At 71.1% G+C, this 13,195-nt stretch carries 13 protein-coding genes and 1 pseudogene; 6 read left to right on the top strand and 8 right to left on the bottom strand.

Annotated features, from left to right (window positions below):
- Positions 1-12: 12 nt before the first annotated feature.
- From BRW65_RS11445 to BRW65_RS11415, 7 genes are read right to left on the bottom strand one after another with little or no spacing between them, the layout of a single operon-like run.
- Positions 13-825, bottom strand: coding sequence for an enoyl-CoA hydratase-related protein (locus BRW65_RS11445; protein ID WP_073874582.1), 813 nt, complete (start codon positions 823-825; stop codon positions 13-15).
- The gene (locus BRW65_RS11440) at positions 822-1,844 is read right to left on the bottom strand and encodes a TIGR03617 family F420-dependent LLM class oxidoreductase (RefSeq protein WP_073874581.1); all 1,023 of its coding nucleotides are present in this window, start codon (positions 1,842-1,844) and stop codon (positions 822-824) included. The genes BRW65_RS11445 and BRW65_RS11440 overlap by 4 nt, the downstream gene beginning before the upstream one ends.
- A 16-nt stretch (positions 1,845-1,860) precedes the next feature.
- Positions 1,861-2,487 carry an LON peptidase substrate-binding domain-containing protein gene (locus tag BRW65_RS11435; protein ID WP_073874580.1) on the bottom strand — a complete coding sequence of 209 codons (627 nt, stop codon included), beginning with the start codon at positions 2,485-2,487 and terminating at the stop codon, positions 1,861-1,863.
- On the bottom strand, positions 2,487-3,617 hold the full coding sequence (locus BRW65_RS11430; RefSeq protein WP_073874579.1) for a glutamate--cysteine ligase: 1,131 nt from the start codon (positions 3,615-3,617) through the stop codon (positions 2,487-2,489). Before BRW65_RS11430 ends, BRW65_RS11435 begins: the two co-directional genes overlap by 1 nt.
- Positions 3,607-4,326 carry a superoxide dismutase[Cu-Zn] gene (gene sodC / locus BRW65_RS11425; RefSeq protein WP_073874578.1) on the bottom strand — a complete coding sequence of 240 codons (720 nt, stop codon included), beginning with the start codon at positions 4,324-4,326 and terminating at the stop codon, positions 3,607-3,609. The genes BRW65_RS11430 and sodC overlap by 11 nt, the downstream gene beginning before the upstream one ends.
- 24 nt (positions 4,327-4,350) lie before the next feature.
- Positions 4,351-4,827, bottom strand: coding sequence for a LytR C-terminal domain-containing protein (locus BRW65_RS11420; RefSeq protein ID WP_073874576.1), 477 nt, complete (start codon positions 4,825-4,827; stop codon positions 4,351-4,353).
- Between the two features lie 18 nt (positions 4,828-4,845).
- Positions 4,846-5,154, bottom strand: coding sequence for a DUF3263 domain-containing protein (locus tag BRW65_RS11415; protein ID WP_007167558.1), 309 nt, complete (start codon positions 5,152-5,154; stop codon positions 4,846-4,848).
- A gap of 202 nt (positions 5,155-5,356) precedes the next feature.
- Between BRW65_RS11415 and BRW65_RS11410 the strand changes: the two genes are divergently transcribed.
- The 5 genes from BRW65_RS11410 to BRW65_RS11390 all read left to right on the top strand — a co-directional run bounded on the left by BRW65_RS11410 (position 5,357) and on the right by BRW65_RS11390 (position 12,807).
- Positions 5,357-5,950: a peptide deformylase gene (locus tag BRW65_RS11410; RefSeq protein WP_073874574.1), complete on the top strand. Its 594-nt coding sequence runs from the start codon at positions 5,357-5,359 to the stop codon at positions 5,948-5,950.
- A complete protein-coding gene (locus BRW65_RS11405; RefSeq protein ID WP_073874572.1) occupies positions 5,950-6,714 on the top strand; it encodes a GNAT family N-acetyltransferase, cg3035/Rv0428c family in 765 nt (254 codons plus the stop codon). The genes BRW65_RS11410 and BRW65_RS11405 overlap by 1 nt, the downstream gene beginning before the upstream one ends.
- Before the next feature lie 164 nt (positions 6,715-6,878).
- The gene (locus BRW65_RS11400; protein ID WP_073874747.1) at positions 6,879-7,685 is read left to right on the top strand and encodes an exodeoxyribonuclease III; all 807 of its coding nucleotides are present in this window, start codon (positions 6,879-6,881) and stop codon (positions 7,683-7,685) included.
- A 214-nt stretch (positions 7,686-7,899) separates the two neighbouring features.
- A complete protein-coding gene (locus BRW65_RS11395; RefSeq protein WP_073874745.1) occupies positions 7,900-8,361 on the top strand; it encodes a hypothetical protein in 462 nt (153 codons plus the stop codon).
- A gap of 21 nt (positions 8,362-8,382) precedes the next feature.
- Complete coding sequence (locus BRW65_RS11390; protein WP_073874570.1) at positions 8,383-12,807, top strand: cation-translocating P-type ATPase; 4,425 nt, start codon at positions 8,383-8,385, stop codon at positions 12,805-12,807.
- On the opposite strand, the pseudogene BRW65_RS32260 reads toward BRW65_RS11390, so the two are convergent.
- A pseudogene (locus BRW65_RS32260) lies at positions 12,773-12,850 on the bottom strand (hypothetical protein); the annotation flags it as partial. The gene BRW65_RS11390 and the pseudogene BRW65_RS32260 sit on opposite strands and share 35 nt — an antisense overlap.
- 63 nt (positions 12,851-12,913) lie before the next feature.
- Between BRW65_RS32260 and BRW65_RS11385 the strand changes: the two are divergent.
- Entirely contained in the window at positions 12,914-13,189 is a 276-nt protein-coding gene (locus tag BRW65_RS11385; protein WP_139273001.1) for a hypothetical protein, read from the top strand.
- The last annotated feature ends 6 nt before the right edge of the window (positions 13,190-13,195 follow it).

Here is a 13,195-nt window from a genome sequence, read left to right as displayed (position 1 = left end):
GTGGCCACCGCGTCACGGTTCGGGCAGCTCGGTCCACTCCCGGGACACCCGCGCGGTGAAGGACGGCGGCCGGCGCTGCAGGAACGCGGCGACCCCTTCGCGCGCGTCGGCGGTGCCCATCACCCGCTGGTGCAGCTGGGTTTCCAGCGCGGCGACCTGGCGCGGGGTGTAGCCGTTGATCGCGGTGTCCCAGAGCAGCCGCTTGCACAGCGCCGCCGACATCGGTGCCACGTTGACCGCGATGTCGCGGGCCACCGACACCGCGTGGTCGAGCACCTGGCCGGCGGGCAGCGCCCGGTTCGCGATGCCCAGGGTCACCGCTTCGGCCCCGCCGAAGGTGCGGCCGGTCAGCAGGATGTCCGCGGCCGCCCCCAGCGTGGTCAACTGCGTTAAGGTCCAGTGCGCCATGCAATCGGGGAGCACGCCCCGGCGGACCTGCACCACACCGTATTTCGCGTCGTCGGCCACGATGCGCAGGTCCGCCTGCAAGGCGATGGTCAGGCCGATGCCGATCGCGTGCCCGTTGACAGCGGCGATCACCGGCTTGCGCAGCTCGAAGGCGGCCGGGGTGATCGGCGACGCCGAGAATTCCTCGCCCGGGGCGTCGAAAGGGTTTGCCGCGCCGGAGAAATCCGCGCCGGCGCAGAACGCCCGCCCGGCCCCGGTCACGACGATGGCCCGGACGTCGTCGTCACCGTCGCAGTCCGAGTAGGCCCGGCTCAGCAGCGCGCCCATCTCGGCGGTGTAGGCGTTGAGTTGGTCGGGCCGATTGAGCGTGAGCACCGCCACGCCCGCGTCGACGTCGACGGTGAGGTCGGGGCTCATCGCAGCGCCGGGGTGCGGTGTAGGGCGCCGATCAGGTCCGCGACGTCCGCGGCCGCCGGCGTGTAACCCGGGAAGTAGCAGCACACCTCGGCGGCGTGCTCGCCGAACCGGGCGGCGATCTGCCGCGCGCATTCCTCGGGCGTGCCGACGATCCCGATCCGCGCCACCATCTCGTCGCTGACCAGCCGGCGCATCTCGGGGAAGCGGCCCTGCTTGGACAGGGCGTTGAGCTCGGGCTGGACGTCGGCCCAGCCCTCGGCCTCGAGCACGGGCAGGTAGGCGGGCGTCGAGCCGTAGAACGAAATCAGCGACGCCACACCGTCGGTCGCCGCGGTCAGGTCGGCCTCGTCGCGGCCGACGGCGACCATGGCCTGCACGATGATCTCGAAGTCCTCGGCGGATCGCGCCGAGCGCCGCAGGCCCTCGCGGACGGCGGGGATGGTGCGGTCGGCGAAGTGGCGGGCGCTGTTGAACGGCATCACCAGCAGCCCGTCGGCGACCTCCGCGGCGGTGCGCGTCATCACCGGGCCCAACGCCCCCAGCAGCACGGGCGGCGGCCCGAACGGGTTGGGCCCGGGATTGAAGTTGGGCGCCATGATGGTGTGGGTGAAGAATTCGCCGCGAAAGTCCATGCGGGCGCGGCCTTCCCAGGCCGCGAAGATCGCCTTGATCGCCGCGATGGTTTCGCCCATCCGGGCCGCGGGCCGCTCCCACTTACTGCCGTAACGCTTTTCGATGTGGGCCTTCACCTGCGAGCCGAGGCCGAGCCGGAACCGCCCCCCGCTGTAGAGCTGCAGGTCGTAGGCGGCGTGGGCCAGGTGCAGCGGGCTGCGCGGCGGCGCGATCGCCACGTTGGTCATCAGGTCCAGGCGGGTGGTGCCGGCGGCGAGGACCAGCGGGAAGAACACATCGTGCTGGCCCTCGAAGGTGAACAGGCCGTCGGCGCCCGTCGCCGCGATGTCGGCGGCGCTCGCCGTCGCGTCCACCGGTGAGCCGTCGACCTGCAGATGTACCTTCATCTAGTCCCCTGTCGAACTATTCGGAAAGCTGAAACTCCACCACCTCGGCGAGAGCCTCGACCGCCTCGCGCAGCGCCGCCAGGCGCTCGCCGGCCGACGGCGCCGACAGCACCGCGTAGACGTCGGCCGTGCCGATGGGGATGCGAGAGGCCAACGCGTACAGGCGTTGTCCGGGCTCGGCGGCCGGGTCCTCCCCCAGCAGCTGCGTGCGGTCCGGCAACGCCACGCCGCGCGCGTCGGCGATCCGCTCGAACAGGGCCATCACTTTGTCCTCGACCTCGACCAGCTGGGCGGCCGTGACCGATTCACCCGGCTCGTCGGGCCACGGGGTCACCGTCGCCCGCGGGTAGGGATCGTCGGGCAGCCACGCGCAGACCCGGATCCGCTCCCCGGTCCGGCACCGCAAGGAGTACCGGCCGGCGCCGTGGTCGACGCATTCGGCGATCCGGGACAACACCCCGACGTCGCAGCGCGCCTCGCCGCCACCGACCTCACGCCCCCGCGAGATCAGCACGACGCCGAACGGGTCGCCGGTGTCCAGGCAATGCCGGACCAGCGCGCCGTAGCGCGGCTCGAAGATCCGCAACGGCAGCTCCTGGTCGGGCAGCAGCGCCGACTCCAGCGGGAACATCGCCAACTCCATCAGATCTCCAGCTCGGCCACCAGCGCGTCGACCACCGCCCGCAGGTCGCCGTCGTGTTCCTCGGCCACCCGACGCTGCCGTTGATAAGAGGCGCCCAGCCTGGGGATGTCGGCCACCGCGGCCAGCTCGTCGACGCAGTTCAACGATTTCGCCACGGGCTCAAGCCGATTCAGCACGTCGTCGAGATCCTCGGTGACGAGCCGCTCGTTGCTGTCGGCGTCCTGGATGATGATGGCGTCCAGCCCGTAGCGGGCGGCGCGCCACTTGTTCTCCTGGTTGTGCCACGGCGGCATGGTCGGCAACGTCTCGTCGGCTTCCAGCCTGCGGTCCAGGTCCACCACCAGGCAGTGCGTCAGCGCCACCAACGCGCCCAGCTCGCGCAGGTTGGACACGCCGTCGCAGATCCGCACCTCGAGGGTGCCCAGGTGCGGTGAAGGCCTGATGTCCCAACGGACTTCGTCGACGTGATCGATGATGCCGGTCTTCTTCTGGTCGTAGACGAACCCCTCGAACTCCGCCCAGGTCTGGAACTGGAACGGCAGGCCGGCGGTCGGCAGCTGCTGGAACATCATCGCGCGGTTGCTGGCGTAGCCGGTGTCCACGCCGGTCCACCAGGGTGAGGACGCCGAGAGCGCCAACAGATGGGGGTAGTACTTCAGCAGGGACGTCATGATCGGCATGACCTTGTGCGCCGACGAGATTCCGACATGCACGTGCACGCCCCAGATCAACATCTGCCGGCCCCACCACTGCGTGCGCTTGATCAGTTCGGCGTAGCGGGGCGCGTCGGTGAGCTTCTGGGTGGACCACTGCGCGAACGGGTGGGCGCCCGCGCTGAAGAGTTCGATGCCCCGGTCGCGGACGATTCGGTGCGCCGGGCCGAGGGTCTCCCGCAGATCCTCCATCGCCTCGCCGGCGGATCGGCAGACACCGCTGACGACCTCGACGGTGTTGCGCAGCAACTCCTTGTGTACGCGCGGGTTTTCGCCGATCTCGGCGATCACCGCGGTGGCCTCGTTGCTCAGGTCGCGGGTCTGCGCGTCGACGAGCGCGAACTCCCACTCCACGCCGAGGGTCGGCCTCGGTGACCGGGCGAAATCGATGCGCGCGTGGTCGGAGTTAGCCGGCACCGATCACACCGCACGCAACCCGCTTGCCGGCGTCACCGGTGCTCATCGTCATCTGGTCGGGGCCCGGGGTGCCGTTGGTCTGGCTGTACCGCTCCGGTGGGATGTTGGCGAAGTTGTCGGCGCCGGCGTGGATGATGATCGCCGTCTTCTCGCCGTTGAGCAGGTCGTCCATGGTGAAGGCGTCCGTCGTGGTCATCAACATCCCGGACCCGTCCTTGCGCACCTGAAGCGAGGTGAGGTCACCGCTGGCGGGTTCGGCGGCGTGCCCGGGCGTCTGGAAGTGCCCGCCGGCGGACAGGAAGTCGCCCGGCGCGCCACCGGTCGGGGCGACGGAGTTGGGCTCACACTTGCCGACCTTGTGGATGTGCACCCCGTGGAAGCCGGGCGAGAGCACCCCGTTGGCGGTCGTCTCGATGGTGACCGTGGCGTAGCCGTTGTTGAACTGGAAGGTGGCGGTCGCGACCTGGATGCCGTCGGGCGCCTTCAGGTGGGTGACGATGCTCGGCCCCGACGGCGCAGCGACGGGCCCGCCCTCCGGCGTCCCGGTTCCCGACGGCGCCGGCGAACCGGTCCACACCGACGGCGTGGTGCCCGGGGACGTGGACGCGTGCTGCGGCGACGAGCACGCGCCGAGCAGGGCGACCGAAGTTGCTGCGGAGAGCGCGGAAACGGTGACGGCGGCGGTGCGGTAACCAGCGAGCTGAGGCATAGCGGAAGCCTAGCCGCTGACGGGTCAACCCGTAACGAGGACGATGACCCCGGGGGGTTCTCCGCTCAGGGCCGGGATGCGCGGTTCGACCGGAGCGCCCAGGATTTTGCCGACCGCGTCGGCGGTGGCGTGCTCGTCGTCGGCATCGGTGTAATACACCGTGGTGGCCGAGACGTCGGGCACGGTCAGGTTGTCGACTTTGGTGACGTTGAAACCGCCGGCCGTCAGCTGATCCTTGGTATGGGAGGCGACGCCCTCTTTCGTCGAGATGTTGTACACCTGAACATCGGACCGGTTGGCCGCGGGCTTAGTGCTCGTGGGCGTGGCAGAGGTGCTGGTGGCCGAGGACGTGGAGACCGCCGAGGCCGAGTCGTCGTCGGAGCTGCCGGACGACCCCAGCGCCTGCCAGCCCAGCAGCAGGAAGATGACGCCTAAAAACAACAGCACCATCACCATGGCCCGCAGGGGCAGCCCCGTGGAGTCGGGGACTCGCTCTTTCATCGAGCCCACTGTAGCGAGTCAGGTCACCTCGAAGCCGAGGCGCCGCGCCGCCCGCGCCTTCTGCCGGCTGGCCCGCAGCCGCCGCAACCGCTTCACCAGCATCGGGTCGGCGGCGAGCGCCTCCGGCCGGTCGACGAGCGCGTTGAGCACCTGGTAGTAGCGCGTCGCCGACATCGAGAACAGCTCTTTGATCGCTTCCTCTTTTACGCCCGCGAATTTCCACCACTGACGTTCGAAGGCGAGGATGTCGTGTTCACGGCGGGTGAGGCCATCTGCGATCTCGGCATCGTCCCCCGATCGATTTGCCCGCGCCATGGCGCTGTCCATATAGCTTCCCCTGGACCCTTCCGGCGATTCTCGGCTGCTGTAGATGACTTGATTTACCTGAGGGCGTGTTTCGGCGAATATTGAACCACGGCGCAAACCCTCAAGCCGTCATCCAGACCCGCGAGTCGGCCGATTGGCTCAGATTGCCCGCGGAGAACATGCCGGCTTCGGCGCCCACGGGCGTGCGGTAGCTTAGCCGACCATGGCAGTCGTACCGATCCGGATCGTCGGGGATCCGGTCTTGCACACCCCGACGCAGCCGGTGCCCGTCGGCGCCGACGGCTCGCTGCCGGCGGACCTGGCGGAGCTGATCGCCAACATGTACGACACCATGGACGCCGCGCACGGAGTCGGCCTGGCCGCCAACCAGATCGGCGTCGGGTTGCGCGTCTTCGTCTACGACTGCGCCGACGACCGGGGCCGGACCGAACGGCGCCGCGGTGTGGTCGTCAACCCGGTGCTTCAGACCTCCGAGATACCGGAGACCATGCCGGACCCGGACAACGATGACGAGGGCTGCCTCTCGGTCCCCGGCGAGTCGTTTCCCACCGGCCGCGCCACCTGGGCGCGGGTCACCGGTGTCGACGCCGACGGCAAGCCGGTCGAGCTCGAGGGCACGGGCCTGTTCGCGCGCATGCTGCAGCACGAGACCGGGCATCTGGATGGCTTCCTGTACCTGGACCGGCTGATCGGTCGCCACGCCCGCAGCGCGAAGCGCGCCGTCAAGGCGCACGGCTGGGGCGTGCCCGGACTGTCGTGGCTGCCCGGTGAAGGGCCGGACCCCTTCGGTCACTGATGTTCTCGTGGCCGGAGTTGGGCACGCGGGTGACGCTGCGTTACCGGCGGCCCCCGGGCTCGGTGCCGCCCCTGACCGACGCGGTGGGGCAGCTGCTGGCGGTCGACCCGGTGGTGCGGGTCCGGACCAAGACAGGCGCGGTCGCCGAGGTGTTGCCCGACGACGTCGTCGCGCTGCGGGTGCTGACCGACGCCCCCGTGCGGACCTCCGAAATCCGGGCCCTCGAGCACGCGGTTGCCGCGGCGTCCCCCGGCACGGAACGGGCGTGGCTCGACGGCTGGCTGCTGCGCGCCGGGGGCGGGGTCGATTTCGCTGTGCCGCTGGATGTATCGGCTCGGTCCGGCACCGTTGCGGCGATCGCGGACTGGTATGAGCGCCGCGGCCTGACCCCGCGACTGGCCATTCCCGATCGCTTGTTGCCGCTGCCGTCGGGGCTCAGCGCCGAACGCACGGAACGCGTCTTGGTGCGCGACGTCTCGGCGCCCGCGGGGGCGGACGACGCCGACCCTGACCCCGACGCCACGGCGCTCGCGGCCGTGACCGACGCCCCCGACGGCACGCGCTGGGTTGGCCTGCCGGCGGCCTGCGACGACCCGGCGGCGTGCGAGGCGCTGTTGACCCGGGCCGCGGGGCGCGGCGCGACCCGCGCCTATCTGGTCGTCCCCGGGGACGCCGCGACACCTCTCGCCGAAGCGCTTGGCTTCCGGGCCCACCACAGCCGCCGCTACTTCCCGGCCCGCTCCCCCGCCTGGGATACCGTCTAGCGATGACCGATGGCGGCGACCCGCAGCGCCCGGCTTCGCCGCGCTCGCGATCCCCGCTGACCGATGGCGCCGACCCGCAGCACCCGGCCTCGCCGCGCTCGCGATCCCCGCTGACCGATGGCGCCGACCCGCAGCACCCGGCCTCGCCGCGCTCGCGATCCCCGCTGCGGCTGGCCACCTGGAACGTCAACTCGATTCGCAGCCGCCTGGCCCGCGTCCTCGACTGGCTCGCGCGCGCCGAGGTCGACGTGCTGGCCATGCAGGAGACCAAATGTTCCGACACCCAATTTCCCAGCTTGCCGTTTTTCGAACTCGGCTACGAGGTGGCGCACGTCGGCTTCAATCAATGGAACGGCGTAGCGATCGCCTCACGCGTGGGCCTCGACGAGGTGCGGATCGGCTTCGACGGCCAGCCCAGCTGGAGCAGCAAACCGGAGGTGGCCGCGACGGCCGAGGCCCGCGCCCTGGGCGCCACCTGCGGCGGCGTTCGGGTCTGGAGCCTGTATGTGCCCAACGGCCGCGCGCTGGGCGACCCGCACTACACCTACAAGCTGGAATGGCTTGCCGCGCTCCGTGATACGGCGGCCGCCTGGTTGCGCGACGACCCCACCGCGCAGATCGCGTTGGCCGGCGATTGGAACATCGCCCCGACCGACGACGACGTCTGGAGCACCGAGTTCTACGTCGGCGCCACCCACGTCTCCGAGCCCGAGCGCCGCGCGTTCGGCGCTATCGTCGACGCCCAATTCACCGACGTGGTAAGGCCTTTCGCGCCCGGGCCGGGTGTGTACACCTATTGGGACTACACCCAACTGCGGTTCCCGAAACGGCAAGGGATGCGCATCGACTTCATCCTGGCCTCACCGGAGTTGGCCGCCCGCGTGACGGACGCCCAGATCGTCCGCGACGAGCGCAAGGGAAAGGCCGCCAGCGATCACGCACCGGTGCAAATCGACATAAGGCGAGACTAAATCGCGTTGACCTCGTTCGCGCCGCGCTTCTAACCAGGTTAAGCTCAGGCAAATTAAATGCGACCGTTCGTTGTCTGCGCGTTTGTAAGGTGGCAGGCTTTGATTTTGTTAGAAGCGACAAACAGTGTTTTTTTGCTGTTAACGATGCGTTCAGTGGGTACAGCTCACCGGTGACGCGCGTTCGCGGCAAGGGCAGGAAAGCCAAGGAGTCATGATGAGTGTCATCGGCGGGGCAGTCCGAGGGGTGGGTCAAACGGTGAATCGCGCGGCAAGCGCGACGACCGCGGCCGCCGGCGCCGTGGGTGGCGCGGCGGTGAATGGCGTCGTCGGCGGCGTCACCGGGGCCGCCGAGGGCATCAAAAAGGGAATCAGCAGCGGCAGCCACTCGACGCCTGCGGCCGCGGTGGCCATCGGCGCGCTTGGCGTCGCCGGGCTGGTCGAGTGGCCGGTGCTGTTGGCGGTCGGCGGCGGCGTCCTGTTGCTGCAACGGCTGAGCCACCGCAACGGATCGGGCGCGCCGACGCCGAAGGCCAGCCTCAAGGCCGTGCCCGCCGAACCGGCGGACGAGAAGCCCGCGCCGCAGAAGTCCGCGCCGCAGAAGGCGGCCGGCAAGTCGACGGCCAAGAAGGCCGCCGGTCGCCGCGCCGGCGGCAGCGCGCTGCGTAGCACCAACTAACGGGACTGCCCGAAGCCGCTTTTGAGTATTGCGACAGCGATACAACGATCTGCGCCGTTGCGCGCCGTCGCGGCGGGGATCCAGGCCACCACCTCGCTCGTGGAGGCCGGCGTCACCATCGCCGCGATTCCGCTGCGCGAGGGCGCCCGCGCAATCTCGGCCGAACTGCCTCAGGAGAGCCCGGCAACACTGGGCCGCCGCTGCTGGCGTGGCGCGGAGCGCGCCTGGATCGAGGTGCGGGGGCTGGACGGCGCCTCAGGTGACGAACTCGGACGCTCGGTGCTCGACACGCTGCTGGCCCATCGAGGGGTCGCGTCCGCCGCCCTGAACTACCCGCTGTCCCGCGTGGTGGTCACCATCGGCGACGCGGACACCTCGCTGCGCGACCTGTGCCGCATCGTCGATTCCACCGAGAAGCGTTGCGCGCCAAGCGCAGCCGCCAAACCGCTGGCACCCCCGACGAGCCTGCCGGGCGACGGCGTGGTGCTGGCGACCCGGGCCGCCACCGCGGCCGCCAGCGCGGCCGGGCTTGGCATAGCGCTGACCGGGCGCGCGCTGCGCTGGCCGCGCATGCCCATCGGTGTCCTGGCGGGCGTGGTCGCGCTCGACTACCAACCGTGGCCGCGCCGCCTGCTCGAGGACCGCATCGGCCGGCCCGCGACCGACACGGCGCTGACCCTGGCCGTGACGGCCGCGGAAACCGTCACCCAGTCCCCCGCCTCATTGTCGGTGGGCCTGCTGATGCAGTCGCTCAAGGCCGCCGAATGCCGCGCGGAGGCGCGCGCGTGGGTCCGTCACGAACCTCAGCTGGCCACCCAGGCCGACCATCCGCGCACCGACCCGTCGGCGGCGGCCAAGCCGCCGCGCGGCCGGCCGGACGACCACCACGCCGGCCGGTTCGCTCTCGTCCAAGCGATCAGCGCCGGGATCGTCGGCGCCACCACCCGCAACCTCAACCAGGCGGCCCTGGCCGTCCTGGTGACCACGCCGGCGGCCAACCGGACCACGCCGGAGGCCTTCGCCGCGGCGCTGGGCCGGGGGCTGGCCGACCGGCACGCCGTCCTGGCGCTGCGCCCGGAGGCGTTGCGCCGCCTGGACCGGGTCGACGCGATCGTCATCGATCCCCGGGTGCTGTGCACCAAGAGCTTGCGGGTGTCGCTGATTCGCGGCGCCCGGGAAGCCGAGCTGCCCGCCGCGTGGTCGCGGGCCCAGCTGATGCTGGAGAAGAATCGGCTGCGTCCGGGCTGGCATCCGGTGCCTGCGATATCGCCCAGCAAGCCGAACACCCAAGTCGAGGCGCTGTTCTGCTTCACCCACGATCCGTTGGCGTCGGCGGTCGTCTCGGAGGCGCACCGGGCGGGATCCGAACTGGTTTCGGTCGAGGACGATTCGCTGGGCGAACTGCGGCCGGCGTTCGACGAGATCAGGCCGCTGGGGCGGGGTTCCATCGACGACGCGCTGGCGGGTGCCGTGGCGGGCCTGCAGGAGGCGGGCCGCACCGTCGCCGTGCTGTCATCCCCTGGGGCGCAAGCCATTTGGTCGGCCGACGTGGCGCTGGGCATGATGCCCGAGGCCGGCGACGGTCCCCCGCCGTGGTACGCCGACCTGCTGCTGCCCGACCTGGGCGCGGCCTGGCGTGTCCTGCACGCGCTGCCGGCGGCCCGGGCCGCCGCCCAACGCGGCGTCGGGATCTCGGCCGGCGCAACGGCGATGGGCTCGCTGCTGATGATTCCCGGTGTGCGCGGCATCGGGCGCGGGCCGGTGACCAGTGGCGCGGCGGCCGGTGCGCTGTCGGGATACCTGTTGGCGCGCGGCATCATCAGGGCGGATGCCCCCCGCCCGGCTCCCGTCCAGGAGTGGCATGCGATGGCCGTCGAGCACGTCCGTCGGGCGTTGCCGCCACCCGACTCGGAGCCGGCCGGCGACCCGAGGCGCCTGGCGCTGGCCACCCTCGGCGCCCCGCAGCCCGAGACACGCGCGCACGCCTTCCTGCAGTTCGCGGCCGCCGTCCGCGCCGAGCTGACCGACCCGCTGACCCCGGTGCTGGCGCTCGGCTCGGCGGCCAGCGCGGTGCTCGGCTCCCCGGTCGACGCCGTCCTGGTCTTCTCGGTGCTGGCCGGGAACTCCATGCTGGCGGCCAGCCAGCGGCTCCGCGCCGAGAACCGGCTGAATCACCTACTCGCCCAACAGATCCCACCGGCCCGCAAGGTGCTCTCCGACGGTGCGGGGGACCGCGTGTACGCCGACGTCATCGCGGCGCAACTGCAGCCCGGCGACGTCATCGAGGTGCGCACCCACGAGGTGGTGCCCGCCGACGCCCGCATCATCGAGGAGGTCGACGTCGAGGTCGACGAGTCGACGCTGACCGGGGAGTCGCTGTCGGTGGAAAAGCAGGTGGAGCCGACGCCGGGCGCCGCGCTCGCCGAACGCCGCTGCATGCTGTATGCCGGGACGACCGTGGTGGCAGGCACCGCGGTGGCGGTGGTGACCGCGGTCGGGGCCGACACCCAGGAGCGTCGCGCCGCCGAGCTGGTCTCCGGTGACCTCTCGTCGGACATCGGGCTGCAGCACCAGCTCAGCCAGCTCACCAACCGCGCGTTCCCGGTCAGCATGACCGGCGGAGCGCTGGTGAGCGCGCTCGCGCTGCTGCGGGGCTCGGTCCTGCGCCAGGCGGTGGCCAGCGGGATCGCGATCGCCGTCGCGGCGGTGCCGGAGGGCATGCCGCTGGTGGCGACCCTGGCGCAGGCGGCGTCGGCGCGGCGGCTCACCAAGTTCGGCGCGCTGGTGCGCGTCCCGCGTTCGGTGGAGGCGCTCGGCCGCATCGACGTGGTCTGCTTCGACAAGACCGGAACGCTCAGCCAGAACCGGTTGCGGGTGGCCGAAGTAGTTGCGGCGCAGGGCACTTCGCGCGAGGAGGTGCTGCGCTGCGCCGCCCGCGCCGCGCCGCCGTCCAACGGCGGCCCGCACGCGCATGCCACCGATGTCGCGATCGTCGAGGCCGCCGCGTCGGTCAACGGCCACAGCACCAGCGCAGCCGTCGCGCACCTGCCGTTCCGCTCCGGCCGATCGTTCTCGGCCTCCGCGACGGACACCGAGCTCGCCATCAAGGGCGCCCCCGAGGTAGTGCTGGCCGCCTGCGCGGACGTGAGCCCCGACCTGGCGGAGACGGTGGCCCAGATGGCCGGCCGCGGCCTGCGCGTGATCGCGGTGGCGCGGCGGCAACTGAATCCGGCTCAGGCGCAAGCCATCCGGCAGGATCCCGACGACATCGCCGACTTCGCGCGGGATGGGTTGACGCTGACCGGGTTCCTCGGCCTCTCCGACACCCCGCGCGCCGAGGCGGCGGACCTGCTCGCGGATCTGCGCCGGCTTTCGGTGGACGTCAAGCTGATCACCGGTGACCACCCGATCACCGCCCGCGCCATCGCCGAGGAGCTCGGGCTCAGCGTGACCGCCGAGCAGGTGATCAGCGGCGCCGAGTGGGACGCGTTGTCGCGCAAGGATCAAGAGCGCGTCGTGACCGAGCGGGTGATCTTCGCCCGGATGACACCGGAGAACAAGGTCCAGGTCGTTCAGACCCTCGAAAGCGCGGGCGTGCGCACCGCGATGGTCGGGGACGGGGCCAACGACGCCGCCGCCATCCGGGCGGCCACGGTCGGCATCGGCGTCGTCGCCGGCGGCAGCGACCCGGCGCACATGGCCGCCGACGTGGTGCTGGTCGACGCCCGCATCGAGGGCCTGCTGCACGCCATCCAAGAGGGACGCCAACTCTGGCAACGGGTGCAGGCCGCGGTGTCCGTGCTGCTCGGCGGCAACGCCGGCGAGGTGTTGTTCGCCATCATCGGCAGCGCGATCACCGGGACCTCACCGCTGAACACCCGGCAGCTGCTCTTGGTGAACATGATGACCGACGCGCTGCCGGCCGCGGCCCTCGCGGTGAGCAAGCCCAGCGGCCCGGTCGACCCGAGCATCCGGGGCCCCGATCAGCCCGCGTTGTGGCGTGCCGTGGCCATCCGCGGCGTCACCACGGCCGCCGCGACGACGTCGGCGTGGGCGATGGGAAGCGTCACCGGCCGCCCACAGCGCGCGTCCACCGTGGCGCTGGTCGCCTTGGTGGGCGCCGAGCTTGGTCAAACGCTGTTGGATTCACACGCCCCGTTGGTGGTGTTCACCGCAGTGGGCTCGCTGGCCGCGATGGGAACGCTGATCAGCATCCCCGTGGTCAGCCAACTGCTGGGATGCACACCGCTGGGTCCGGTCGGCTGGGCGCAGGGGCTGGGGTCCGCCGCCGCGGCGACCGTCGCGATCGGGATTGCGAATCGTGCGCTGACGGGTCCGGACAAATCCGCCGCGGCCCCCGTCGAGGTGGGTGAACCTCTACCACCCCGGCCCGCCACAGGAGCGCATAGAGTTCCTGTAACGGCACCTTCAGCACCCGAGCAATAGAGGAAACTAGCGGATCGCCCCCGGCGTCGGTCATCGTCGACATAGGTCCGACGGTGGCCGCGGCACCCGGCGGCGCGGCAAACCCTTCGTTACTGAAAGGCAAATGATGGCGGAAAAGAAGTCGCGCAGGGGGACGTCGCAGCGCGAGGCGGTGGAGAAGATCCGCGAAGGCGAGACGTTCGTCGTCAACCTTCCGGTCGTCGGCCAGATGGAGATTCCGCGGCCGGAGCAATTGGCCTATTTCGGGGGCCTGGCCGCCCTGGCGGCGTTCGAACTCATCGACTGGCCGGTCGCCGTGGTCATCGCCGCCGGACACTTCCTGGCGGCCAACCACCACAACAAGCTCCTGGAGGAGCTCGGCGAGGCGATGGAAGAGGCCTGAGCGGGC

This window comes from Mycobacterium paraffinicum, assembly GCF_001907675.1.
Classification (GTDB): domain Bacteria; phylum Actinomycetota; class Actinomycetes; order Mycobacteriales; family Mycobacteriaceae; genus Mycobacterium; species Mycobacterium paraffinicum_A.
The sequence above is the reverse complement of the archived record's forward strand: the minus strand, read 5'-3'. Positions and strand labels throughout refer to the sequence as shown.

What these genes read in the sequence shown, in the direction of transcription:
- BRW65_RS11445 (WP_073874582.1), bottom strand. Translation starts at nt 825, where the DNA reads ATGAGCCCCGACCTCACCGTCGACGTCGACGCGGGCGTGGCGGTGCTC.
- BRW65_RS11440 (WP_073874581.1), bottom strand. Translation starts at nt 1,844, where the DNA reads ATGAAGGTACATCTGCAGGTCGACGGCTCACCGGTGGACGCGACGGCG.
- BRW65_RS11435 (WP_073874580.1), bottom strand. Translation starts at nt 2,487, where the DNA reads ATGGAGTTGGCGATGTTCCCGCTGGAGTCGGCGCTGCTGCCCGACCAG.
- sodC (WP_073874578.1), bottom strand. Translation starts at nt 4,326, where the DNA reads ATGCCTCAGCTCGCTGGTTACCGCACCGCCGCCGTCACCGTTTCCGCG.
- BRW65_RS11420 (WP_073874576.1), bottom strand. Translation starts at nt 4,827, where the DNA reads ATGAAAGAGCGAGTCCCCGACTCCACGGGGCTGCCCCTGCGGGCCATG.
- BRW65_RS11415 (WP_007167558.1), bottom strand. Translation starts at nt 5,154, where the DNA reads ATGGACAGCGCCATGGCGCGGGCAAATCGATCGGGGGACGATGCCGAG.
- BRW65_RS11410 (WP_073874574.1), top strand. Translation starts at nt 5,357, where the DNA reads ATGGCAGTCGTACCGATCCGGATCGTCGGGGATCCGGTCTTGCACACC.
- BRW65_RS11405 (WP_073874572.1), top strand. Translation starts at nt 5,950, where the DNA reads ATGTTCTCGTGGCCGGAGTTGGGCACGCGGGTGACGCTGCGTTACCGG.
- BRW65_RS11395 (WP_073874745.1), top strand. Translation starts at nt 7,900, where the DNA reads ATGAGTGTCATCGGCGGGGCAGTCCGAGGGGTGGGTCAAACGGTGAAT.
- BRW65_RS11385 (WP_139273001.1), top strand. Translation starts at nt 12,914, where the DNA reads ATGGCGGAAAAGAAGTCGCGCAGGGGGACGTCGCAGCGCGAGGCGGTG.